We start from the raw sequence: 22664 nt of genomic DNA, 5'->3' as shown, positions 1-22664 counted from the left end.
AATTAGATGATGTTATCAAAGTATAAACTATTTGGTTAAACTGCGTTTATACAGTTTAGTTGTTGTTGTACATTTGCTTTATTTAACTGTTAATTTCAATGTATCACTTATAAAATCAGTTTTTCATAAAACATACGCACCTCGGTCATTTTTGAATTTCTAAGCTAATTTTAGTTTTAAATTTTATATTCTTTTGCTCTTTTTTCGTTGGAGTTTAGTAAATCCCGGAAATCAATTTGTTTCCACATTACATTGTGTTTTGGGACATATGAATATGGAAAACCTGTTCTTTAGTACCATCTAAATTATACCCCTTTTCAAAAGATGAATAAGTTTCAATAGCTTCCCTTTTTGGTACTATAAAATGTGAATATCCTAATTCTGTAAATTGATCAATAATAGTATTATCAAATAGTTTTTCTTTAGAAACCTCAATCATTAAGTCTATATAAGCTTTGGATTTAATTCTGGGAATTGATGAGCTTCCAAAGTGCTCTATACGTACTATAGTTTCTTTTTCTATTTTATTTAAGATTCGTTTTTTTTCATTTTCGTAAATAGTAATCCATTCTGGATTATGGTCTACTAATTCAATTGGAAATAAAATATACCAGTCATCTTTAGTCAAGTCACGGAGTTTTTTTTTCATTCTATTAGCTTGTGTTTTTAAGCTTGCTCATAAATCTTTATATAGAGAACAAAGTTCTCGCTTATTGGATTATAGTTACGTACAAAAGTAGTAGTAGTAGTAGTAGTAGTAGTAGTAGTAGTAGTAGTAGTAGTAGTAGTAGTGCAAATATATAAAGAGGTACTAAGGATACTTTAGGAGTATCTAAGATTCTTTATTTTGTTAGGTATATATCCTAAAAAATGCATGTATAAGAATTAAGTATTCTTACAATTTTTGTGTTGCAAACGTAAGAAATATAAATGCTTTTGGCAAAGCGAAAACCAATAATTGTTTTGTTTAAACAATTGTTGAAAATATAATTTATTAACAAAATCGAATTCAAACATATTTTAATTTATATTTGTAATATGTTTGCATTGGTTGATTGTAATAATTTTTATGCCTCTTGTGAAAGGCTTTTTCGTCCAGATTTAAATACTAAACCTATCGTTGTTTTAAGTAACAATGATGGGTGCGTTATTGCACGTTCAAACGAAGTTAAAGATTTGAGGCTTCCAATGGGAGCTGTAGCTTTTAAATACAAATCATTTTTTGACCAACACAATATTCATGTGTTTAGTTCTAATTATCCGCTATATGCTGATATGAGTGAGCGTGTAATGAATATATTACAGAAATATACTCCTGATATTGAAATTTATTCTATTGATGAATCTTTTTTAAAATTTGAAGGCTTTGAAAAGCATTTTAATATTAGAGAGCATTGTTTAGAAATGAAACAATGTGTAGGGAAATGGACAGGAATTCCTATATCAATAGGTCTTGCACCAACCAAGGCATTGAGTAAAGTGGCTAACAGGGTGGCTAAAAAATTTTCTGCAGAAACCAAAGGAGTTCATATTATAGATTCTGAAGAAAAACGTATTAAAGCTCTTAAATGGTTAGCTATTGAAGATGTTTGGGGTATTGGTAGAAAGTATGCTAAAAAGCTTAGAGCTTTGAATGTAAATACGGGGTATGATTTTACACAATTACATCCTGATTGGGTGAAGAAAAATATGAGTATTGTGGGTATGAGACTTCAAAGAGATTTGAGAGGTTTGCAAACTTTGGAATTAGATGAAGGAGTGAAAGAAAAAAAAAACATTGCTACTACACGTTCTTTTGCTAGTGATTTAATGAAGTTTGATGATGTTAGAGAGCGTGTTTCAACATTTGCAGTTGAGTGTGCTAAAAAGTTACGAAAACAAGGTTCGCACTGTGGTTATGTGATTGTTTTTGTTTCTACCAATAAGCATAAACAGGGTGCACAGCAATATTCAAGAAGTACGGTAGTTACTCTTCCGTACGCTTCAAATATTAATAATGATTTAAATACCTACGCTATTTTAGGGTTAAAGCGCATTTTTAAAGAAGGGTATAAGTATAAAAAGGCAGGAGTAATTGTTGGTAATATTACACCAATGATTTCTCAACAATTAACAATATTTGGTAATGAAGGATATAAAATGCAACCGTTAATGAGTGCTATTGACAAAATGAATACCAAGTATCATAAAGATATTGTTAAAATGGCAACTCAAAATCCAAATCGAACTTGGATCATGAGGCAAGAGAAGTTGTCACCCAACTACACTACGCGATTGAAAGATGTAATTTCTGTAAAATAATATGCTACTAGTGTAAATGGTGTTTGTATCGCTACTTCACATCCATTAAAAAAATCGTAGTTAATTAGTAAAAGGAGTTATCTTCCCTTAGCACTTTTAGAAAATGAAACCCATAGATTTCAAACCCTTCATTATAATAAAACTTATGAGATTTTCTATTTCCTGTATAGGTGTTTAACTCCATTGCTTCGCATCCCTTTGATTTTGTGTATTCATAAATCCAAGTAAAAAATTGTTTACCAATATTTTTACCACGGTAGGTCTCATCAATAACAACATGGTCAGGTTCAACACTTTTACCAATATAATGCCTTGTACTGTACCAAAGTCCGCAAATACCTATTAATTTATCATTATCAAAAGCCCCTACACACTCGTAGTTTGAATAGGTGGTCATTTCTTCAACACGTAATTTTAAAATATCAGTAGGGGTAGTAGTGTTTACAATAGTTAATAAAGGCATAATTTGTGAAATGCTCTCTTTACTTATAGGTTTAAATATTAAATTCATAAATAAACAGTTAAATATTAAATGCTTCTTATTTTTAGATTAGAATTTCTTTTTAATACTAAATTTGTGTAAAATTAAGGGATAAAATTATAAAAATGGATACTGTAATTAAAAAAATTAAGGCAACAGATACTTATTTGATAAGAAAAGAGATTTTAAGGAAAGGGATTGATTTACCGTATAAATTTGCTGGTGATTTTGATGATGAAACATATCATTTAGGGGCTTTTTTAAATAACAAGTTAGTAGGTATTGTAACACTGATGAGAAGTAAAAATAATAACTTTACTCATAATCAATATCAATTAAGAGGAATGGCAACTTTAACTGAAGTACGAGGAAAAGGGATTGGTAAACAACTTGTAAATGAAGCGTTATCCTTACTAAGAAATGATGGGGTTGCTGTTTTATGGTGTAATGCACGAGAAAAAGCTTCTTCTTTTTATAAACGATTAGGCTTTGTTATAGTAGGAGAAACCTTTGTTATAGAAAAAGTAGGGGAACATTATGTGATGGCTGTCAATGTATAAAGTTAGTTATTCTTTATTTTTTAATTTTTTAATACCATCAAATAGAAACCAACTAGCAAAAAGAGCTCTTACAGCTAGAAAAATTAATTTACTCTCAGTATGAAAGTTAAGTAATACTCGATAAGAACTTTTTTCTTGTAAAACATTGTTTATTGTACCAACGATTATAAATACACCAATAACGATGTATAGGTAAGGAAGAATCTTTTTCATTTATTTAGAGGTAGGTATTTTTATTATATATTCTTTTCTACTTTTATTATTTAGTTTCGTTTCTCTAAGCCAAGGATTTACTATTTTTAGATCTTTATAGGTAATCCCATAATTTTTGGCAAAACTTGCGATGTTAGTAATGGCAGTATCAATCTTAACTTCATAAGTTGTAGGAAATGTATACAAATCTTCTTGATCAAATACAAAGCCATATTTTTCAGGGTTGGATAAGACTTCCTTTAATGCTAAGATTCTGAAAACATACCTTCCTGTTTCTGTATTCAATAATAAATCGTAATAATCAGTTACCTGTTGTTGCTTTAAACGTTGAGAAATTCTACCATTTCCAGCATTATAAGCGGCGGCTGCGAGTGTCCAAGAACCGAATTTTTTCTTGGCTTTTTTTAAGTAAGCAGCAGCTACTCTAGTAGATTTTTCTAGGTTATAGCGCTCATCAACATTTCTATTAACTTCTAATCCAAATTCACGACCAGTTGAAGGTAAAAAATGCCAATAACCAGCAGCACCTTTTGATGAGGGTATGTTTATTAATGCACTTTCAGCTACACATAAGTATTTAAAATCATCCGGTAAATCGTATTTCTTTAATAAAGGCTCAATGATAGGGAAAAATTTGTGCGCGCGTTTTATAAGTAGTAAACCGTTTGATTGCCAATAGGTGTTCACTAATAATTCACGATCCATTCGTTCTTTAATATCATTTCTGCCTAAAGGAACTTGCTCTCCAGCTAATTCCATATTTTGAGGAACTTTAATAGCTTTTATTTCATAGCTTTCAGCAACATTTTTTACAACAGGCTCTTTGTCTTTACTGATAGTATTCATTAGCAAAAGAGCTAAACTGATTAAGATTATTATAGGTATAAATCGTATTAGTTTATTCATTTTCTTTTCATTTAACTGTTCCTTTTACTAAGTTAGCAAAAAACATTCCCTTTCTAAAATTTTTGATATAGTTTTTGCTTTATTTAATATCATGATGTGCGTGCCATTTTTTACAAGAATAGAGTTCTTAATATTTTTGATAGGAAAAATTTCATCTTTGTCGCCATGAATGTGCACAATATCAATGAGTTGTTCTTCTTGTTTCCAGTGTAATACATTATATATTGCCCAATGTAAATAATCTTCATGTCTTATTGATAAATACACTTTATATAACTCAGCTCTCTTTTTTAGATAGTCATTAAAAAAGTATTGCTCATATTTTTCAATATTTGAAATTATTTTAGTAGGAAATAATTTATATGCTTTAGTTACTTGGGCAATTTTTAAACGTTTAGGTAATTCTTCATTACTTTTAATACTTGAAATGATGATTACTTTTTTGTGTTGAATATGTTTACTCATTTCTTGCACCATGATTCCACCAAAAGAAACACCAATTAAAATAGGATTTTCATGTTTAATACCAGCACACATGCGTTTAGAGTATTCCTGTATGCTTTCGTCAACAGATGTTGGTAGTATCCATTCTAAAAAGTGAAGGTCGAATTTATCTTCTGATAAAGTAATGTGTTCAAATATTTTGGTGTTAGCTGCTAAACCTGGAACAAAATAGATATGCTGTTTTTGCATTATTCATAGAATTTTTTCTCTAATAATAAGCTTTCAATGTACTCATGGATATCTATTAACTCATCAGGGATATCATTCCATAAACGAATTTTAATTTGTTTGTTTTGATAAGTAATGTAAGTACTTGCTAAATCCATTACTCTAGGGTTATCGTATACATCATTAAAGCTTTCAAAACTTTTTTTAGATAGTTTTTCTTTCAAGGTTTTAAATTCTTTTTCAGTAAGTTTAAATTGGTGTATTCCTTTTACGGTAACTGATTTAATTCCGTTGTATTGAGCATTACCATCTTTATCTATAGAAAAATTATATTCAGGACAATCTCCAAAGCATGCAGTTTTACGAAGGCTTATTAACGTGTTTTTTTCTTTCTCTATTAAGATTTTTAGTGCTTTAGCAGAGTTTTTAGCTATAAACCTAAATTCTCCAGTTTCTTGTAAGCGTTTAATCCAAATATCTTGTTGATCTTTTGGAACAGTAATAATACCTATAGTTGTAGTTTTAGTATCATAGGCCGTTTTATTCCACGTTAATCCACTATTTTTTACTAAGCTTTTAACATCATTGCTACTTTTACTATTGTTAAGGACAACAATTAATTCGTTGTTATTAACTTTCGAGGTGTTTACTTTTTGTGTTTCTGTATTTTCTGTCGATTCGTTAATGTTTTCTTTCGCAGGAACTGTTTTTTTGGGAGAGCTACAATTTAAAATTAATAAAAAAATAGAGGACAAGAGGTACTTCATAATATGATTTTGTTAGATTGAAATAATAGTACACTAAAAGTACATCATTTCAATCTAATAAAATATGCAAATCGAATTTTTTATCAGTTCGTGGAACTATAAAATAGAAAAGGGTTTTTAATTATTGTGGTATATATACTAACAAAATTCAAATCGAACAATACCATCGTCATCAATTTTAGTTAAGGTAACTTTATGTAAGGTGTTAGCTAACTCAGGGTTCCAAGGAGTTTTTACTTTTACATAGTTTTCAGTGAAACCGTGTATGTACCCTTCTTTATTTTCGCTTTCAAATAAAACAGTTAGTGTATTATTGATTTGACTTTCATAAAAAGCTCTTCGTTTTTTTACAGATAAGCCTCTCAACATTTTACTACGCTTTGCACGAATATTTTTAGGAACTATTCCATCCATTTTAATCGCTTCAGTATTTGGTCTTTCAGAATATGTAAAAACATGTAAATAAGAGATGTTCATTTCACTTAAGTAGTTGTACGTTTCCAAGAATAACTCATCTGTTTCACCAGGAAAACCAACAATAACATCAACACCAATACAAGCGTTTGGCATTACTTGTTTAATTTTTGTAACTCTGTTAGTGTATATTCTTTTCATATAACGACGCTTCATTTTTTTTAATAAAATATCGCTACCAGATTGTAATGGAATATGGAAATGAGGAACAAACGTGTTTGAGTTTGAAACAAAATCTATAGTTTCATCTTTTAATAGATTTGGCTCAATAGAAGAAATACGCAAACGATGAATACCTTCTACTTTTTCTAAGGCTTTTACTAATTCTAAAAAAGTATGCTCGTGTCTTTTATTTCCAAATTCTCCTTTACCATAGTCGCCAATATTAACACCAGTAAGTACAATTTCTTTAATTCCTTTTTCAGAAATTTCTTTAGCATTTTTTAAAACATTTTCTAAAGTATCACTTCTAGATATTCCTCGGGCTAATGGAATAGTACAATAGGTGCATTTATAATCACACCCATCTTGAACTTTTAAAAAAGCACGTGTTCTATCTCCAATAGAATAAGAACCAACATAAAAGTCGGCTTCTTCAATTTCACACGAATGTACTTCACCTATATCATTTTTTGTTAAATCATTGATATAACTGGTAACATTAAATTTTTCGGTAGCACCTAATACTAAATCTACGCCATCAACATTTGCTAACTCTTCAGGTTTTAATTGCGCATAGCAACCAACTCCTATAACAAAAGCCTTTTCATTTTGTTTTAAGGCAGATTTTACCACTGATTTAAATCGTTTATCAGCATTGTCAGTTACTGAACATGTGTTAATAACGTATACATCTGCTTTTTCTTCAAATTCAACACGGTTAAAGCCTTCGTTTACAAAGTTTCTAGCAATTGTAGAAGTTTCTGAAAAATTTAATTTACACCCTAATGTGTAAAAAGCTACTTTTTTATCTGCGTTCATTCTTCTCTCTATCCTTAATAAAAAACAAAAAACTTGTATAAGTCTTTAATTTTTTGGAAGTTCGTATGATTGTATTACTTGTTCTGTCACTGACAGGTTATAAACTGCAAAAGTACTTAATTTATGATGATTTTTGAAACGGAAAGATTACTTGTTAGAAAACTTGTTTTAACAGATTTAAATCCTTTTTATGAGTTAGAAAGTAATCCACTGGTTTTACAATATGCAACAGGAGAAGTGAAAACACTGCCTGAATGTGAAAAAGAGCTAAAAGAATTGATTGTTAAGTATGATGAATCCAATAATGATTTTTGGATTTACGCTATTGAAAGCAAAATAGACAATGAATTTATAGGTACTTTGGCTTTGGTTAAAGATGGAGAAGATGATGAAATTGGATATCGGTTTTTAGAAAAGTATTGGGGAAAAGGATATGCTAGTGAAATTTGTGCAAGCTTAATTACCTACTGTAGGAAATTAGGAATGAAAAAAATAGTAGGGTTTGTAGTTGATGACAATATTGCATCTGCCAAAATTATTGAACGACATAATTTTAAAATTGTTAAGAAATTTATAAGTGATGATATTGGCTTACCAGAAACTAAATATGAACTTTATTTATGATAGAAGATACACTTACACCACCTTATTATGCAGTGATTTTTACCACTCAATTATCTGAAAAAATTGTAGGATATTATGAAATGGCCGAAAAAATGGCTGAATTAGCAAAAAAACAGAAAGGGTATTTGGGAGTAGAGTCAGCAAGAAGTGATGTTGGAATTACTGTTTCTTATTGGAAAGATTTAGACGCAATTACCAATTGGAAAAATAATATTGAGCATACCGAAGCGAGAGATATAGGGAGAGAAAGATGGTATAAAAAATACCAACTACGTATTTGTAAAGTAGAACGAGAGTATGGATTTGAAAAATAATAACTAAATGTACGCAAAAATATCTGTTATTTTAAAAAAGTTTTTAAAGCAAAATACTATATTTAAGTATGGTTTCAATCTGTCACCAATGTATAGAAGGTCTACAGGTAGAATAACAAGTGTTTCTGATGATTTATTAGAGGTTACCGTCAAAATTCCTATTAGTTATAAAAATAAAAATTATGTAGGATCGATATTTGGAGGAAGTTTGTTTGCTGCTACTGATCCTATTTTTATGATTCAGTTAATGCATGTTTTAGGAAATGATTATGTTGTTTGGGATAAAAAAACGACTATTAATTTTAAAAGACCTGTAAAAGAAAATGGATACGTTAATTTTACTTTTACGAAAGATGAGGTAGAAGTTATAAAAGACCGTGTTAAAGAAGAAAAAGAAATAGATTTAATTAAAGAAATAAAAATTTTAAATAAAGAAGGTTCTACTGTTTTTGTGGAAGTTTCTAAAACCATATACATTGCAAACAAAAGGTATTATAAAAATAAAAGAAAACGCAAATAGTTTTTTATTAATTTTTACAGTTGTTTTAATTCTAGTTTCATGTAAAAATGAGAAAAGTAATTTTAAAGAGACACAAGTGTTTCGTTACAATGAACATTCTAATATTACATCATTAGATCCTGCTTTCTCAAAAGATCAGAGGAATATTTGGGCAGTTAATCAATTATTTAATGGTTTAGTTCAGTTAGATGATAGTTTACTTATACAACCAGATTTAGCTAAAAGCTGGACTATCTCTAATGATGGAAGAAAGTATAAGTTTATTTTAAGAAATGATGTTTTTTTTCATGCTCATGAATTGTTTGGAAAAGAAAAAACAAGAAATGTAAATGCTCTTGATTTTGAATATTCATTTAACAGATTGTTAGATGAAAATGTAAGCTCACCTGGTGGTTGGGTATTACAAAATGTAGATAGCTTCAAAGCAGAAAATGATTCTGTTTTTTCGATTAATTTAAAACAATCTTTTCCTCCTTTTTTAGGATTGTTAGCAATGAAATATTGTTCAGTAGTTCCTAAAGAAGCTATAGAACATTTTGGTGATAGGTTTAGGGCGAATCCAATTGGTACTGGACCATTTCAATTTAAATTATGGGTGGAGAATACCAAGCTAGTATTACGTAAAAATCCCTTATATTTTGAGGTTGATTCGCAAGGTAATAAATTACCTTATTTAGAAGCAGTAGCTGTTACTTTTTTACCAGATAAACAAAGTGAATTTTTACAATTTATTCAAGGTAATTTGGATTTTATGAAAAGTTTAGATGCTTCTTATAAAGATGATATTTTAACGACTAAAGGAACCTTAAAAAAGAAATATATTGATAAAATTCAAATGCAAACAGGGCCATATTTAAATACAGAATATTTAGGTGTTTATTTAGAAGGTGAAAAAAAATCACCAATTCAATCTAAATGGATACGTCAAGCAATTAATTATGGATTTGATCGTGAAAAGATGATTAAATTTTTACGGAATGGTATTGGGATTCCAGCATTAAGTGGATTTATACCAAAAGGGTTGCCTTCATTTAATAATCAAACAGGGTATTCTTACAATCCTTTAAAAGCTAAAAAATTGGTAGAATATTATATAAAAGAAACTGGAAATAAAGTACCTGAAATAACAATTACTACTAATAGCAACTACTTAGATTTATGTGAGTTTATTCAACGGGAATTACAAAAGATAGGTTTGAAAACTAATGTTGATGTAATTCCTCCATCTACACTACGTCAGGGAAAAGCAAGTGGTAAGCTACCTGTTTTTAGGGCTAGTTGGATTGCAGATTACCCAGATGCTGAAAATTATGTATCATTATTTTATAGTAAAAATTTCACTCCAAATGGGCCTAATTATACTCATTTTAAAAATGAATATTTCGATTTATTGTACGAGTTATCTATTAAAGAAGTAAACAATAAAAAAAGATATAAATTATATCAAAAAATGGATAGTATTATTATTAATGAAGCTCCAGTAGTTCCTTTGTATTATGATGAAGTAATTAGGTTTAGTCAAAATAATATTAAGGGTTTAGGAATTAATCCAATTGATTTATTGAATTTGAAACGAGTAATAAAACTGAAATAGTAGTATTCTTTTATAGTTTTTTGTGAAGCAGATAGATAAATAAGAAAACACAAAAAAAGAATGTAGTAAGATTATTATGTATAATAATCAATTGAATATTTTTTTGTGTTTTCTTGATTTAACAATTATTTACAGCAAGTTTTAAAACTATAAAACGGGTATGCTATATGTTTTAAATAGTTATTTTTATCAGGATAGTTATTATTTACATCTTCTAGAACACCTACCTGTTTAACAGAACCAACTCTATTATAGTATGAGCCTAATAACAAATCCCAAAAAGGGAAAGTATTACCAAAGTTTTTGGCTTCTTTTATATTTTTACTGTGATGAAAATGATGAATATGCGGGGTAACAATAATATAATCCCAAAAACTTTTTTGTGTATAAATATTCGCATGAGAAATATAGGCTATTATTATATGAGTAATACCTACTAAATAAATTATTTCTTTACTAAAACCTAATAAGAAAAGAGGTAGCATTTTAAATATAACATTTGCAAACATATTGATGGGATGCATCCAATTAGTTTTAAACCAGTTTAGTTTTTTGGGGATATGGTGTATCGCGTGAATTTTCCATAAAAAAACACTTAAATTTGATTTTTTATTTCCTTTATGGCTAACTCTATGATATAAATAAGGGAGAAATTCTCCTATTAAATTAGCTATAATATACGTAATTATAAGAGGTATTGTGTCCCATAAATTTATATGGAAGGAAAAAAAATCTTGTAAAACGAGTACTATGTACAATGTAATCATTTTCCCTAATGCATCAAATAAAGCTGCTGAAAAAATTAAATGTTTAAGATCTATCCAGATAGATTTTTTTGCAGACTTCCATTCTTTTTTTAAAGGGATTTTTTTTTCTAAAAATAGAATATAAATTAAAGTAAAAAGGAAAATAATATAGGATGAAAGTTCAAAATCCCAATTGTTTTTTATGGTAAAAAAACTAAAAATACTGGTTGATATTAAAAGTAACGGTACTGCTAAAACTGATAGTGTTTTGTTCATCGTTTTTGTTTTCTTTTGTAGACGTTAAGAGGGAACAAAAAGATGCAAGATTTTTTTTAAAATTATTTAAAACCAGATTCTCGAAAAGTAATGTTTATTCTACCGTTTTTATAGGCTGGGTTTTTAGGCAAACTATGAGTGTACCTTTCTTGAGAGTAGTCTTTCATTACTAATAAACTACCATTCGCTAAATCTAAAGAATAAACTTTTTCTGTATCGTTTTTCTTAAAGCTAAATTGACGAGTTTCACCTAAACTAATGGAAGGTAAAATAGTTTTGTATCCTGATGTTTGTTGATCAAAATGATAAGGCGCAAAGTAGTTCCCATCAGGGTAAAATAAACACATGGCAATTTCAAATGTGTTTCCAGTAAACTGTTCAACACGTTCTTTAAGTTTAGCCATTAAGCCTAACCAAATAAAGGCTTTTCCATGAATGTTTTCAGGATAGCTATTAAGTTGTATTGACTTTTCAGAAGTAAATAAAATTTTAAAACTATCGGTTAATATTATTTCTTCTCCTACAGTGACAGCTAGTTGTTTTTCATGTATTTTATATTCATTAATTAAAGTTTTATATAGAGAATCAGCCTCATTTTGTGTTAAGAAATCAGGTTTGTATTCAACTAAACAATCTAAAGGAAGTCTCATTTTTAGTTTAATTTTTGTATTCGAAATAGCTTGCTTAGGCCAATTTACACTTTAATTCTATAGAAGGTTCAATTTGATAGGTGAAAATAATAGCTTCATTTTTAAAAGGTTGTTCTAAAGTTATTTCTAACGGTAATGTTAATGAAGATTCACTTCTTTTCAACCAAATATCATTATAAACATGTACTTGAGTATCTAGTAATATACTTTTATACGTATTCATATTTAATGATGAGAAGTCTATTTTTTTGTCAGGCAATCGCATTGGTATAGGGTGTTGTTTGCATGAGGAGATAGCTTTTCTTACATCTAAAATAGTTTCTATTTTTTGTTCAGTAAAATCAGAATTTGATTTAGAGTTATTTGATAAACTCATGTTTATAAGAACATTTTCAGGAATTAAGATGACATTTTTATTAAATTGAGGAAGCAAGTTGTAAAGAATGGGAACATATGATTCTCTATATAATAAAGCATCTAAGGTTTCACTAAAAAGGATATGAAATTTACTGGCTTCAGGAACTTTAAATGTTACGGCATCTGCTAAATAAAATTCTTGAAAATAGTCTGTTAAATTCAATAAATTAATTAGTTTTTTTGCAGATTCAACGGAAGCCTTATTTATTTCTAATAAGGTAAATTGTATTTCTTTAGGAGTAAAGAGAGGTGCTATTAAGGTTATGAAAGGTGCGTATGGACCACAACCAGCATAAAAAAAATGAATGGTTTCTTTGGGGTGAGTTTTTTTCTTTTCTTTAATAGCTAATACAACAGCTTTTAAAAAGGTTACAGTTCTTTTATAGTCAAGTAAACACTGAGCAGCATGGTTTAACCCTAAAGCTTTTCCTTTTGCCAAAGGAACGGCAGCTAAATGTTCAATTTTAGTATCAAAACCTGTTATTTCTGTAAGTTTTTGAAAATGAAGATGAATGTTGTTTAGTTCTTTTTCAATTTCAGTTTGATTAATTGATGATTTTAGTATAGCTAAAGTTGATTTTTTAATGCTATCAATGATTTCTTTGTTATTCATTGTGTGTTTTATTTAGAAAGCTGGTTTTTTATTTTTTAGCTGAAAGCATAGAGCTCATTTTTAAGACGATTCTTATACTAAAGGTATGGTAAGGAATATAAGAAATATTTTTTTATTCCATAAGTGTTTGATTTTTGAGTACCAATGTTAATTTAACATCGTAAATAAGATTAGATATTTTTTTATTAGATTGGATTTATATTTTACACGTCGTATTTCATATATTAATACAACATTTTTTATATTTTAGTCCGCTATTACAAGGACAGGGGCTATTTCTTTTTACAACAGTATCTTGTTTAATATGTAAGTTCATATCATTCATGTCCTGTTTGAAAATTTTTTCTAGTAAGAAATATAATTTAGGATGCTTTTTTTCTAATAATTTAGGGCGCTCAAAAAAGTATTCACTAACAACAGAGAAAAATTCTGCTTTGTTGGTGCCACCATAAGGGTTGATATCAGAGGTTTTATTGTAAATTTCATCCATTTTTTTATTCATAAGATCAATCCATGGAATGGTGTATTGTTTTTCTAATAGTACTTCAGGTATGCCATCAATTGTTCCGTCTAATTTGTCTATTAAATGAATAAACTCATGTATAGCAGTATTTTTTTTATCTGATTCGTTTTGAAACCCAAGTAATAAAGCAGATTTTGATAGTATCATTTTACCTTCCAAATATCCATTTCCTACCATTCCTAAAATATTTCTGTTTGGACCTTTAGATTGAAAATCTTTATTAAATGTTGTAGGGTATAAGATAATTTCAGAAATGTTAGGGTATTTCCAGTTAGGGAAATTAAATATAGGAATAATAGCACTTGAGGCTATAAGTAACCTATCAATATCATTAACATCAGTTCGAACACCAATAACAGTACAGTTCGATAAAAATTCTTGAATTTTGTATTGAAACATTTCTTTTTTATCGTCACAAAGAGCGTTGTAAAAAGTAACATTTTTAATCAAAATATGTTTCCAAGATTCTTTAAAAGGCAGTTTGGTAATATTTAATTGTATTTCTTTTTTGTTGTTTCTTTTTAGTATTAAATACCCAATTAAAGAAATGATAATAATGCTAAAAATCATAATATTAATTAATTCTTATGAGTTAAAATAAAAAACTCACCTTTTGGTGAGTTTTATAAACGAGTAATTTAAATAATCAATAACTATTATTTTGCAACTTTATCAACGATAATACGTTTTTCACGATTAGCAACTTCCCACGCAGTATGAAAAACTAAACGTGTTCTATTCTCTAATAGTTCGTAATTAATCTTATCTGGCGTATCAGTAGGTTTATGATAGTCAGCATGTGTACCGTTAAAGTAGAAAATAATAGGAATATTGTGTTTGGCAAAGTTATAATGATCAGAACGATAATAAAAACGATTAGGGTCGTTTTCATCGTTGTATGTATAATCTATGTCAATATTAGTGTATTTTTTATTCATTGCCTCTGAAATATTATGTAGCTCTGTACTTAATTTATCTGACCCAATTAGGTAAACATAGTTTGGTGAACCTTTATGGCGTTCATCAACTCTACCTATCATATCAATGTTTAAATCAGTAACTGTATTGGCTAATGGAAAAATAGGGTTTTCAGTATAATATCTAGATCCTAATAAACCTTTTTCTTCTCCTGTTACATGTAAAAATAAAACGGAGCGTTTAGGTCCTTTACCTGCGTCTGCAGCTTTTTTAAAGGCTTCAGCAATTTCTAACATGGCTACAGTTCCTGAGCCATCATCATCAGCTCCATTATAAATCTCACCATTTTTAACACCTTCGTGATCTAAGTGAGCTGAAATAATTACAATTTCGTCTGGTTTTTCTGAACCTTTAATAAAAGCAACTACATTTTCAGAATCCTTAAGCTTCATTCCTCTGCGGTTATTGCTCAAGTAAGATGAAGGAACTTCTTGAAAATAGTCAGTACCTCCAATAGGGGATTTAATACTTTTACTGATATAAAAATCCTTTAAATATTTAACAGCTTTTTTTTGTCCAGGTTCCCCCGTATCTCTTCCTTCAAATTCATCAGAAGCGTATATAAATAAATGTTGACCTAAATCTTTTGCAGTAATTGTTTTAGCATACTTCTCAGCATAATCTATCGTGTCATCATCATCAGTAGCAATCACTTCTTTACTTGAGCTACATGCTACAAGAATTGCTGAACTTGCTATATAAAGTAATTTTTTCATCAATAATTTAATTAAGTTTGGTTGGTTGTATTGAGTGCTAAAAGTATTAAAATAATATAAGCTATCAAATTTAGGTTTTCTTTATAACGAATTGTTCTAACGTTTTGTTAAAACTTATAAGTTCTTTTGGAAAAAGTGTTTCAAAAGCATTCTGAGAAATAAGTTCTTTTGAAGTTCCTGTATAAATTTTATCTTCAGATAAAAGGATAAATTCATCTGCTAATTGAATTGCTAAGTTTACTTCGTGAGTAGAAATAATAATAGTTTTTTGGGTGTTTTGTACTAACTTTTTTAAAAGAGAAAAAACTTTAAAAGTATGATGAATATCTAAATGAGCAGTTGGCTCATCTAATATAATAATTTCAGTGTCTTGAGCTAATGCTCTTGCAATTAGAACACGTTGAAGTTGGCCATCACTTAACTCATGAAAGCGTTTGTCTTTTAAATGATTGATTTCTGTTTCATCAATAGCCCAAAGAATTTTTTTTAAATGATTAGGAGTTAGTTTATCAATCCAATTTGTGTAAGGTTGGCGTCCTAAGGAAACTAGCTCAAATACGGTTAATTGACTAAGGGGGATAGGTTCAGTTAACACTAAACTTAAAGAAGTAGCTAGTTCTAAATGAGAATATTCTTCAAGGTTTTTATTATTTATTTTTACAACTCCACTAAGAGGCTTTTGTACTTTTGATAAAGTCCTGAGTAAGGTAGATTTTCCAATACCGTTTTTACCTAATAAAGCTATAAACTTACCTTTTTTAATTGTTAAGTTGATATTTGAAGCAATACTGTTTTGTTGCTTTTTAGTTCTATAACCTATAGCAAGATTTTCAGTTTCTAGGACGTTATTTGTAGTGATTTGTATAATTATATGATTTTTTAATTGTTAAAGGTTGATGTGTTATTATGCATAAATTTTCTTTTTCCGTACCAATAACCAAATAACTACAGGAGCTCCAAATAAGGAGGTAATAGCATTTATAGGTAAAATAAAAGCACTAGAAGGAAGTTGGGCAATACTATCACAAATAAGTAAAATTATTGCACCAATTATGCCAGATGCGGGTAATAATATCTTATGGTTTGAGCTTGAAAATAGTATTTTAGATATATGAGGAACTGCTATTCCTACAAATGCAATTGGCCCAGAAAAAGCAGTAATAACTCCTGTAAGTAAGCTTGTAATTAATAAAATAATATTTCTACTCCTTTTGATGTTTACACCTAAACTTTTTGCATAATTTTCTCCTAATAAAAAACTATTCAAAGGTTTTATTACTGTAAAGGTACTAATTAAAGCTATAAGATAAATAATAGCAAAAACTATTATTTCATTCCAAGTTAAATTCCCTAAACTTCCAAAGCTCCAAAATTGATATTGTTGTATTTGTGCAGCTTCACTAAAAAATGCCAGTACACTTATTATAGCAGCTGTTAATGAGCCAAACATTAAACCTATTATTAAAATAGACATCGTATTACGAACTTTATTCGCTGCAATTATAATGGCAGTTAGTACCAAAAAAGAACCTAAACTAGCAGCAAAAGCCAAAGACCAATTTGAGAAAACAAAAGAGGAAAATATGCTGCCAAATACTCCGGAACCCAGAATAAATAATGCGACTCCTAAACTAGCTCCTGAAGAAATACCTAAAACAAAAGGACCCGCTAAAGGGTTTCTAAATAATGTTTGCATTAGTAAGCCGCTAATAGATAATCCTGATCCTACTAAAATAGCAGTAATGGCTTTAGGTAATCGATAATTGATAATGATTGTTTGCCAACTGTCTTTAAGCGAGGCTTCTCCTATAAAGATCTCAAAAATAGCTGATAAAGGTATTTTTACAGATCCGAAACTGATATTAGCAATTAAAAATAAAAGAAGTAAAGCCGATAAAAGAATAAAATGTGTTATATATTTTTTTTTAGAATTCAATTAGTTTAGTTGTTTTAAAAACTCAATTAGTTTCTGTATTGCTAATCCTCTATGGCTAATTTTGTTTTTTTCTTCTGAAGTCATTTCGGCAAAAGAACTATTATAGTCTTTTGGTTGAAAAATAGGATCGTAACCAAAGCCTTTTTCTCCTTGTTTGTTAGTTAAAATTTTGCCGGTACAAATACCATCAAATAAAAATTGTTTTTCATTTAAGTTTAAACAGATAGAGGTTCTAAATTGTGCATTTCTATCAGATTTTCCATGTAGTTTTGAAAGTAGTTTCTGCATATTCTTTTCAGAGTTTGAGGGTTCTCCTGCATATCTGGCAGAAAAAACTCCGGGAGCTCCGTTTAGGCTACTAACCTCTAATCCAGTATCATCAGCAAAACAATTATAACCAAATTTATTGGTAACATAATTAGCTTTAATTTGGGCATTTCCTTCTAGTGAAGTAGCTGTTTCTTCTATATCGTCGAAACAGTTTATATCTTTCAAAGAAAGAAGCTCAATAGATTTTGGTAACATTTTTTGGACTTCAGCTAGCTTATTTAAATTATGAGTTGCAAAAACTAATTTCATTTGATACATATTTATAGCTAACAAATGTAGTATTTTTTATCATCTTTGGGCACGAGTTATTTTTTATTAAATAAATGAATAATAGCTCAATGTATTATAAACAAAGGAATGTCATGTAAATGACGGGAGAAAAACGTTTTGATTTTTTCATTAAATTAAATACCTAAATTAATATTGTATGAAAAATAATAATTTATACATAATGAAACAACCAGCATTAGGAAAAAAGATTTTCGATTTAAGAAAACAAAAAGGGCTAACTCAAGAAGAGTTAGTAGAAAAATGTAATATAAGTGTAAGAACTATTCAACGTATAGAAGCAGGAGAAACGACTCCGAGAAGTTTTACAGTAAAAACAATTTTGGAAGCATTAGAGGCAGATTTTAATATTGATGAATTGGAGAATGAGGTAGTTATAAACAATCAAGATAAAAGGTTTTTAACGACATCTTGGATTTTTGGAATTATATATTTTGTTATTGGTTTTATTGAACTAATAGCAGATATTTTTCCAATAAACGATGATATATTTTTTATTGATAAAACTTCATACCTAGTTATAAAATTGCTATCAACTTTATCTTTTACTTTGTTTTTTTTAGGTTTCTTAAAGCTATCTAAATTATATGGCGCTAAATTATTAGGGATTGTAGTTTATATTTTTATTGTTTTATACGGTATATCTGAGTTATATGATGTTTTAAGTATCGATGCTTCAGTAGATGCATTAGCAGTGAGTGTTGTAATTAAATCAGTTGTTTTTGGAGCGCTTCAAATTATTTTCGGCTTCAGTTTATTACAATTGAATAATAAGTTAGGTATGCTAATTAAGGTTAATGCAATCTTTGAAATAGTTGTTGGTGTTTGTTTAGCCTCAATTATATTGGTTTATTTAGGGTTAGTTATTTTGATACCCACAGTGATAATTGAAATTATTGTTTTGTATAGAATAGCTAACAAATAGGCCTTAATACATTAGTTCAGGAGGGTACTAATATTTTTGACTGTTAGTGATGAAAGGATAAAAAATAATACTTTTTCGTTTTATATAGCAAAAGTGTATTGAAAAGCTTTTAGATATAAAATATTTATTCGTGATGATAAGGTTCGTTTCTAAGAATCGTAAAACCTCTATAAATTTGTTCAATAATAAATAAACGAATCATTTGATGGGAAAATGTCATTTTCGATAATGATATTTTCCCTTTTGATTTTTGGTAAATAGCATCTGAAAAACCATATGGGCCTCCTATAACTATAACTAATTGTTTAAGGCCCGAGTTCATTTTCTTCTGTAAGTATTTTGAAAATTCCATTGAAGTATAGGCTGTTCCTTTGTCATCTAAAAGAACAAGGTAATCTGTTGGTTGAAGTTTTGATATAATTAATTCACCTTCTTTATTTTTTTGTTGTGTTTCACTAAGGTTTTTAGCGTTTTTGATATCGGGTATAATTTCCAAAGAGAATTTGATATAATGTTTTAGTCTTTTCTCGTATTCAGTGATGAGTTGAACTAAATGTTTATTGTCTGTTTTTCCTATGGCTAATAATTTTACTTTCATACAGCTAAATTAATACTCTTTTGAGTAATTTTATTGATTGAGATTTAAAAACTGAGAACTATAGTGCGTAAAAAATAAGCAGTTTATTAATGTTACTTGATATTATTTAAAATTAAAAAGGCTTACTATTTTAGTAGTAAACCTTTTAATTTATGCGAAATTGATTATTTGTACTGGGGTTTATAAAGCATCTTTATAATAATATATTTTACCAGTAATAGCATATTCAATTGTCATTCCAACAACTACACCAAGTGCATATCCTCCAAAATCGTTACCAAAAGCTCCTCTTATAATATTTGGTTTTCCTGCTTTGACAAAAACAGTTCCTCTTCTTGTTCCTACTTGTGGTTTATGAAGTTTTAAGTTTGCTTTTTTTTCTTTTAAAATATTTTTAGTTACTAATTTTTGATGATAGCTAAAGGAAAAATTATCAATATCTTCTATAGAAAATTCAGTTTGATTACAACCTAAGTGAGAGTTGTCAAAAGAATAATACCCTGACATCTTTTGGTAATAAGTTACATTTGGGAAATGAATATTTATTTTTTTATTGTAAATGTTAATTGTTTTTTGAACAAAAGTAATTTCTTCCCTAATAACTCGTCTAAATTTTATTAATCTTATCAAGTCATCAGAATAATGAATTTGAGCCGGATGTATCAAAGTATTTAAGTTTGTATGAATAGTAAACTTATTGTAATGTTCTAATAAATCTCTTAGTTGTTCTTGCATTTCTAAAATATTAAAAAATGCATTTTTTAAAAATATATCTTCCTCACTATTTCCATTAGGATGTAAAAAAGGTATGGGCATCTGACCTATTTCTGGTGCTTCAATTCCGCTTTTTGATTGGATTGATGTGTTTAGGGTAAAATCATTAACTAAATATTCTTCAGATTGAAAAACGGATAAGTCATGAATTTTTTTAGAAAGTAAAGAAATAATGTTTTTTGTTTCTTGGGTATAACTGCTTTGTTTGTTTATAATATTATCGTCTAAATTGCTTTGACAGCCATACAGCGATGTTAAAATAATAAGAATAAACCATGCTTTTAATTTAATGTTCATTTTTTGTGTTTTAATTAGGGTGATTTTTTTGAGGGCGCGAAAGTAATAAGGATTTATAGGATTCATCATTTTTTTTGAGGTTTATTTTAAATTTATTTTTCGAGGAATTAAGGTGTGTTTAAAATATTGGTTTATAAATATGTAATACCATGTTGATTATTTAAAAAGAACAATTTTATGGATATTTGATAAATATTTTCTTAATTAAAAAGGTTTGCTATTTTAGTAGCAAACCTTTTTAATTTATTCGAAATTGATTATTTATACTGGGGTTTATAAAGCATCTTTGTAATAATATATTTTACCAGTAATAGCATACTCAATTGTCATTCCAACAACTACACCAAGTGCATAACCACCAAAATCATTTCCCAAAGCTCCTCTAATAACATTTGGTTTTCCTGCTTTAATAAAAACAGTTCCTCTTCTTGTTCCTACTTCAGGTCTATGAAGTTTTAATTTTGCTTTCTTTTCTTTTAACATATTTTTGGTTACTAATTTTTGATGATAGCTGTAGGAAAAATTATCAACATCTTCTATAGAAAATTCAGTTTGATTACAACTCAAGTGAGAGTTGTCAAAAGAATAATACCCTGACATCTTTTGAGAATAAGTTATATTAGGGAAATGAATATTTATTTTTTTATTGTAAATGTTAATTGTTTTTTGAACAAAAGTGATTTCTTCCCTAATAATTCGTCTAAATTTTATTAATTTTATCAAGTCGTTAGAAGAATCAATTTGAGCAGGGTGTGTCAAAATATTTAAGTTTGTATGAATAGTAAACTTATTGTAATTTTCTAATAAATCTCTTAATAGTTCTTGCATTTCTAAAATATTAAAAAATGCATTTTTTAAAAATATATCTTCCTCACTATTTCCATTAGGATGTAAAAAAGGTATGGGCATCTGACCTATTTCTGGTGCTTCAATTCCGCTTTTTGATTGGATTGATGTGTTTAGGGTAAAATCATTAACTAAATATTCTTCAGATTGAAAAACGGATAAGTCATGAATTTTTTTAGAAAGTAAAGAAATAATGTTTTTTGTTTCTTGGGTATAACTGCTTTGTTTGTTTATAATATTATCGTCTAAATTGCTTTGACAGCCATACAGCGATGTTAAAATAATAAGAATAAACCATGCTTTTAATTTAATGTTCATTTTTTGTGTTTTAATTAGGGTAATTTTTTTGAGGGCGCGAAAGTAATGAGGATTTATAGGATTCATCATTTTTTTGAGGGTTATTTTAAATTTATATTTCTAGGAATTAGGATAAACTAAAAACACTATTTTTACAACAAGAATAATATAATGATGATTTCAAAAGAACAATTTAATAAAGAGCTAGATTTAATTATAGCTAATGCTATAAGAGAAGACGTAGGAAATGGAGATCATACTTCGTTGTCTTGTATACCAGCTGAAGCTAAAGGGAAAGCTAAACTTTTAGTAAAAGATACTGGAATTATAGCAGGGGTGGAATTTGCTAAAAAGATTTTTGATTATGTAGATAAAGGCTTAGAGGTTGAAACTCTAATTCAAGATGGAGATAGCGTACAATATGGTGACATTGTTTTCTATGTTACTGGATATTCCCAATCTATATTACAAGCTGAGCGTTTGGTATTAAACGCAATGCAACGTATGAGTGCCATTGCTACGAAAACTCGTTTTTTTGTTAATTTATTAGAAGGAACAACAACTAAAATTTTAGATACTCGTAAAACAACACCGGGAATACGAGCAATAGAAAAATGGGCAGTAAAAATAGGAGGAGGAGAAAACCATAGATTTGCATTGTATGATATGGTGATGATTAAAGATAATCATATTGATTTTGCAGGAGGAATAACTCAAGCTATAACAAAAACAAAAAAATATTTAGCTGAAAAAAAATTAGATATTAAAATAATTATTGAAGCTAGAAGTATAAAAGAAATTGAAGAAATTTTAAAAAATGAAGGGGTTTATAGAATTTTAATAGATAATTTCAATTATGAAGATACTCGCAAGGCAGTAGAACTAATAGGAGATAAATGTTTAACAGAATCTTCTGGAGGAATTAACGAAAAAACCATAAGAGAGTATGCTGAATGTGGGGTAGATTTTATTTCTTCTGGAGCATTAACTCATTCGGTTTATAATATGGATTTAAGCTTAAAAGCTTTGAAATAAAAGATTCTCTTA

General features: G+C 28.5%; 26 protein-coding genes. 8 read left to right on the top strand and 18 right to left on the bottom strand.

Translation table 11 applies throughout. The features are described from left to right. Positions 1 to 247: 247 nt before the first annotated feature. Positions 248 to 649, bottom strand: a complete 402-nt coding sequence (locus ACMFBB_RS06235) for a GrpB family protein (RefSeq protein WP_435263586.1) — start codon at positions 647 to 649, stop codon at positions 248 to 250. Between the two features lie 389 nt (positions 650 to 1038). Between ACMFBB_RS06235 and ACMFBB_RS06230 the strand changes: the two genes are divergently transcribed. After that, positions 1039 to 2301: a Y-family DNA polymerase gene (locus tag ACMFBB_RS06230; RefSeq protein ID WP_435263585.1), complete on the top strand. Its 1263-nt coding sequence runs from the start codon at positions 1039 to 1041 to the stop codon at positions 2299 to 2301. Between the two features lie 64 nt (positions 2302 to 2365). Here the strand turns inward: ACMFBB_RS06230 and ACMFBB_RS06225 are convergent, their stop codons facing one another. Continuing rightward, positions 2366 to 2812, bottom strand: a complete 447-nt coding sequence (locus tag ACMFBB_RS06225; protein ID WP_435263584.1) for a GNAT family N-acetyltransferase — start codon at positions 2810 to 2812, stop codon at positions 2366 to 2368. 95 nt (positions 2813 to 2907) lie between these two features. On the opposite strand from ACMFBB_RS06225, the gene ACMFBB_RS06220 reads away from it, so the two are divergent. Continuing rightward, entirely contained in the window at positions 2908 to 3342 is a 435-nt protein-coding gene (locus ACMFBB_RS06220) for a GNAT family N-acetyltransferase (protein ID WP_435263583.1), read from the top strand. 6 nt (positions 3343 to 3348) lie between these two features. On the opposite strand, the gene ACMFBB_RS06215 is transcribed toward ACMFBB_RS06220, so the two are convergent. From ACMFBB_RS06215 to mtaB, 5 genes are all read right to left on the bottom strand, one after another. After that, a complete protein-coding gene (locus tag ACMFBB_RS06215) occupies positions 3349 to 3555 on the bottom strand; it encodes a hypothetical protein (protein ID WP_435263582.1) in 207 nt (68 codons plus the stop codon). Then, the gene (locus ACMFBB_RS06210) at positions 3556 to 4461 is read right to left on the bottom strand and encodes a lytic transglycosylase domain-containing protein (RefSeq protein WP_435263581.1); all 906 of its coding nucleotides are present in this window, start codon (positions 4459 to 4461) and stop codon (positions 3556 to 3558) included. Positions 4462 to 4488: 27 nt separating this feature from the next. Beyond that, the gene (locus tag ACMFBB_RS06205; protein WP_435263580.1) at positions 4489 to 5154 is read right to left on the bottom strand and encodes an alpha/beta hydrolase; all 666 of its coding nucleotides are present in this window, start codon (positions 5152 to 5154) and stop codon (positions 4489 to 4491) included. Then, positions 5154 to 5900, bottom strand: coding sequence for a DUF6438 domain-containing protein (locus ACMFBB_RS06200; protein WP_435263579.1), 747 nt, complete (start codon positions 5898 to 5900; stop codon positions 5154 to 5156). The genes ACMFBB_RS06205 and ACMFBB_RS06200 overlap by 1 nt, the downstream gene beginning before the upstream one ends. Positions 5901 to 6038: 138 nt before the next feature. Next, positions 6039 to 7355 carry a tRNA (N(6)-L-threonylcarbamoyladenosine(37)-C(2))-methylthiotransferase MtaB gene (gene mtaB / locus ACMFBB_RS06195; protein ID WP_435263578.1) on the bottom strand — a complete coding sequence of 439 codons (1317 nt, stop codon included), beginning with the start codon at positions 7353 to 7355 and terminating at the stop codon, positions 6039 to 6041. A gap of 123 nt (positions 7356 to 7478) precedes the next feature. Between mtaB and ACMFBB_RS06190 the strand changes: the two genes are divergently transcribed. The 4 genes from ACMFBB_RS06190 to ACMFBB_RS06175 are packed head-to-tail and all read left to right on the top strand — an operon-like array spanning position 7479 to position 10407. Beyond that, positions 7479 to 7979: a GNAT family N-acetyltransferase gene (locus ACMFBB_RS06190; RefSeq protein WP_435263577.1), complete on the top strand. Its 501-nt coding sequence runs from the start codon at positions 7479 to 7481 to the stop codon at positions 7977 to 7979. Next, the gene (locus ACMFBB_RS06185) at positions 7976 to 8293 is read left to right on the top strand and encodes an antibiotic biosynthesis monooxygenase family protein (RefSeq protein WP_435263576.1); all 318 of its coding nucleotides are present in this window, start codon (positions 7976 to 7978) and stop codon (positions 8291 to 8293) included. The genes ACMFBB_RS06190 and ACMFBB_RS06185 overlap by 4 nt, the downstream gene beginning before the upstream one ends. 7 nt (positions 8294 to 8300) lie before the next feature. Beyond that, on the top strand, positions 8301 to 8813 hold the full coding sequence (locus tag ACMFBB_RS06180) for a DUF4442 domain-containing protein (RefSeq protein ID WP_435263575.1): 513 nt from the start codon (positions 8301 to 8303) through the stop codon (positions 8811 to 8813). Further along, a complete protein-coding gene (locus tag ACMFBB_RS06175) occupies positions 8770 to 10407 on the top strand; it encodes an ABC transporter substrate-binding protein (RefSeq protein WP_435263574.1) in 1638 nt (545 codons plus the stop codon). The genes ACMFBB_RS06180 and ACMFBB_RS06175 overlap by 44 nt, the downstream gene beginning before the upstream one ends. Positions 10408 to 10532: 125 nt before the next feature. Here ACMFBB_RS06175 and ACMFBB_RS06170 read toward each other — a convergent pair whose 3' ends face one another. From ACMFBB_RS06170 to ACMFBB_RS06135, 8 genes are all read right to left on the bottom strand, one after another. Further along, on the bottom strand, positions 10533 to 11429 hold the full coding sequence (locus ACMFBB_RS06170; protein WP_435263573.1) for a sterol desaturase family protein: 897 nt from the start codon (positions 11427 to 11429) through the stop codon (positions 10533 to 10535). A 62-nt stretch (positions 11430 to 11491) separates the two neighbouring features. After that, entirely contained in the window at positions 11492 to 12079 is a 588-nt protein-coding gene (locus ACMFBB_RS06165) for an alpha-ketoglutarate-dependent dioxygenase AlkB (protein WP_435263572.1), read from the bottom strand. A gap of 34 nt (positions 12080 to 12113) precedes the next feature. After that, entirely contained in the window at positions 12114 to 13109 is a 996-nt protein-coding gene (locus ACMFBB_RS06160) for a phytanoyl-CoA dioxygenase (RefSeq protein ID WP_435263571.1), read from the bottom strand. Between the two features lie 217 nt (positions 13110 to 13326). Continuing rightward, complete coding sequence (locus ACMFBB_RS06155; RefSeq protein ID WP_435263570.1) at positions 13327 to 14202, bottom strand: zinc-dependent peptidase; 876 nt, start codon at positions 14200 to 14202, stop codon at positions 13327 to 13329. An 86-nt stretch (positions 14203 to 14288) separates the two neighbouring features. Continuing rightward, positions 14289 to 15326, bottom strand: a complete 1038-nt coding sequence (locus tag ACMFBB_RS06150) for a M28 family metallopeptidase (protein WP_435263569.1) — start codon at positions 15324 to 15326, stop codon at positions 14289 to 14291. Between the two features lie 70 nt (positions 15327 to 15396). Next, positions 15397 to 16101, bottom strand: coding sequence for an ABC transporter ATP-binding protein (locus tag ACMFBB_RS06145; protein ID WP_435264274.1), 705 nt, complete (start codon positions 16099 to 16101; stop codon positions 15397 to 15399). A 129-nt stretch (positions 16102 to 16230) separates the two neighbouring features. Then, entirely contained in the window at positions 16231 to 17262 is a 1032-nt protein-coding gene (locus ACMFBB_RS06140) for an iron chelate uptake ABC transporter family permease subunit (protein WP_435263568.1), read from the bottom strand. Further along, positions 17263 to 17841 (bottom strand): non-canonical purine NTP diphosphatase, encoded by a 579-nt coding sequence (locus ACMFBB_RS06135; RefSeq protein ID WP_435263567.1) that lies wholly within the window; start codon positions 17839 to 17841, stop codon positions 17263 to 17265. A gap of 178 nt (positions 17842 to 18019) precedes the next feature. On the opposite strand from ACMFBB_RS06135, the gene ACMFBB_RS06130 reads away from it, so the two are divergent. After that, complete coding sequence (locus ACMFBB_RS06130; RefSeq protein ID WP_435263566.1) at positions 18020 to 18805, top strand: helix-turn-helix domain-containing protein; 786 nt, start codon at positions 18020 to 18022, stop codon at positions 18803 to 18805. Between the two features lie 124 nt (positions 18806 to 18929). Here the strand turns inward: ACMFBB_RS06130 and rlmH are convergent, their stop codons facing one another. From rlmH to ACMFBB_RS06115, 3 genes are all read right to left on the bottom strand, one after another. Then, positions 18930 to 19403 carry a 23S rRNA (pseudouridine(1915)-N(3))-methyltransferase RlmH gene (gene rlmH / locus ACMFBB_RS06125; protein ID WP_435263565.1) on the bottom strand — a complete coding sequence of 158 codons (474 nt, stop codon included), beginning with the start codon at positions 19401 to 19403 and terminating at the stop codon, positions 18930 to 18932. Between the two features lie 180 nt (positions 19404 to 19583). After that, complete coding sequence (locus tag ACMFBB_RS06120) at positions 19584 to 20474, bottom strand: hypothetical protein (RefSeq protein WP_435263564.1); 891 nt, start codon at positions 20472 to 20474, stop codon at positions 19584 to 19586. Positions 20475 to 20747: 273 nt separating this feature from the next. After that, on the bottom strand, positions 20748 to 21638 hold the full coding sequence (locus tag ACMFBB_RS06115) for a hypothetical protein (RefSeq protein WP_435263563.1): 891 nt from the start codon (positions 21636 to 21638) through the stop codon (positions 20748 to 20750). 153 nt (positions 21639 to 21791) lie between these two features. Between ACMFBB_RS06115 and nadC the strand changes: the two genes are divergently transcribed. Beyond that, positions 21792 to 22652, top strand: a complete 861-nt coding sequence (gene nadC / locus ACMFBB_RS06110; RefSeq protein ID WP_435264273.1) for a carboxylating nicotinate-nucleotide diphosphorylase — start codon at positions 21792 to 21794, stop codon at positions 22650 to 22652. Positions 22653 to 22664 lie beyond the last annotated feature (12 nt).

Source organism: Tenacibaculum sp. nBUS_03, assembly GCF_051201695.1.
Lineage (GTDB): Bacteria > Bacteroidota > Bacteroidia > Flavobacteriales > Flavobacteriaceae > Polaribacter.
Note: the sequence above shows the minus strand (reverse complement) of the source record. Positions and strands in the feature narration are given on the sequence as shown.

Excerpts from the sequence above, each read along its gene's own strand:
- ACMFBB_RS06235 (WP_435263586.1), bottom strand. The coding sequence starts at position 649 with ATGAAAAAAAAACTCCGTGACTTGACTAAAGATGACTGGTATATTTTA.
- ACMFBB_RS06230 (WP_435263585.1), top strand. The coding sequence starts at position 1,039 with ATGTTTGCATTGGTTGATTGTAATAATTTTTATGCCTCTTGTGAAAGG.
- ACMFBB_RS06225 (WP_435263584.1), bottom strand. The coding sequence starts at position 2,812 with ATGAATTTAATATTTAAACCTATAAGTAAAGAGAGCATTTCACAAATT.
- ACMFBB_RS06220 (WP_435263583.1), top strand. The coding sequence starts at position 2,908 with ATGGATACTGTAATTAAAAAAATTAAGGCAACAGATACTTATTTGATA.
- ACMFBB_RS06215 (WP_435263582.1), bottom strand. The coding sequence starts at position 3,555 with ATGAAAAAGATTCTTCCTTACCTATACATCGTTATTGGTGTATTTATA.
- ACMFBB_RS06210 (WP_435263581.1), bottom strand. The coding sequence starts at position 4,461 with ATGAATAAACTAATACGATTTATACCTATAATAATCTTAATCAGTTTA.
- ACMFBB_RS06205 (WP_435263580.1), bottom strand. The coding sequence starts at position 5,154 with ATGCAAAAACAGCATATCTATTTTGTTCCAGGTTTAGCAGCTAACACC.
- ACMFBB_RS06200 (WP_435263579.1), bottom strand. The coding sequence starts at position 5,900 with ATGAAGTACCTCTTGTCCTCTATTTTTTTATTAATTTTAAATTGTAGC.
- mtaB (WP_435263578.1), bottom strand. The coding sequence starts at position 7,355 with ATGAACGCAGATAAAAAAGTAGCTTTTTACACATTAGGGTGTAAATTA.
- ACMFBB_RS06190 (WP_435263577.1), top strand. The coding sequence starts at position 7,479 with ATGATGATTTTTGAAACGGAAAGATTACTTGTTAGAAAACTTGTTTTA.
- ACMFBB_RS06185 (WP_435263576.1), top strand. The coding sequence starts at position 7,976 with ATGATAGAAGATACACTTACACCACCTTATTATGCAGTGATTTTTACC.
- ACMFBB_RS06180 (WP_435263575.1), top strand. The coding sequence starts at position 8,301 with ATGTACGCAAAAATATCTGTTATTTTAAAAAAGTTTTTAAAGCAAAAT.
- ACMFBB_RS06170 (WP_435263573.1), bottom strand. The coding sequence starts at position 11,429 with ATGAACAAAACACTATCAGTTTTAGCAGTACCGTTACTTTTAATATCA.
- ACMFBB_RS06165 (WP_435263572.1), bottom strand. The coding sequence starts at position 12,079 with ATGAGACTTCCTTTAGATTGTTTAGTTGAATACAAACCTGATTTCTTA.
- ACMFBB_RS06160 (WP_435263571.1), bottom strand. The coding sequence starts at position 13,109 with ATGAATAACAAAGAAATCATTGATAGCATTAAAAAATCAACTTTAGCT.
- ACMFBB_RS06155 (WP_435263570.1), bottom strand. The coding sequence starts at position 14,202 with ATGATTTTTAGCATTATTATCATTTCTTTAATTGGGTATTTAATACTA.
- ACMFBB_RS06150 (WP_435263569.1), bottom strand. The coding sequence starts at position 15,326 with ATGAAAAAATTACTTTATATAGCAAGTTCAGCAATTCTTGTAGCATGT.
- ACMFBB_RS06135 (WP_435263567.1), bottom strand. The coding sequence starts at position 17,841 with ATGAAATTAGTTTTTGCAACTCATAATTTAAATAAGCTAGCTGAAGTC.
- ACMFBB_RS06130 (WP_435263566.1), top strand. The coding sequence starts at position 18,020 with ATGAAAAATAATAATTTATACATAATGAAACAACCAGCATTAGGAAAA.
- rlmH (WP_435263565.1), bottom strand. The coding sequence starts at position 19,403 with ATGAAAGTAAAATTATTAGCCATAGGAAAAACAGACAATAAACATTTA.
- ACMFBB_RS06120 (WP_435263564.1), bottom strand. The coding sequence starts at position 20,474 with ATGAACATTAAATTAAAAGCATGGTTTATTCTTATTATTTTAACATCG.
- ACMFBB_RS06115 (WP_435263563.1), bottom strand. The coding sequence starts at position 21,638 with ATGAACATTAAATTAAAAGCATGGTTTATTCTTATTATTTTAACATCG.
- nadC (WP_435264273.1), top strand. The coding sequence starts at position 21,792 with ATGATTTCAAAAGAACAATTTAATAAAGAGCTAGATTTAATTATAGCT.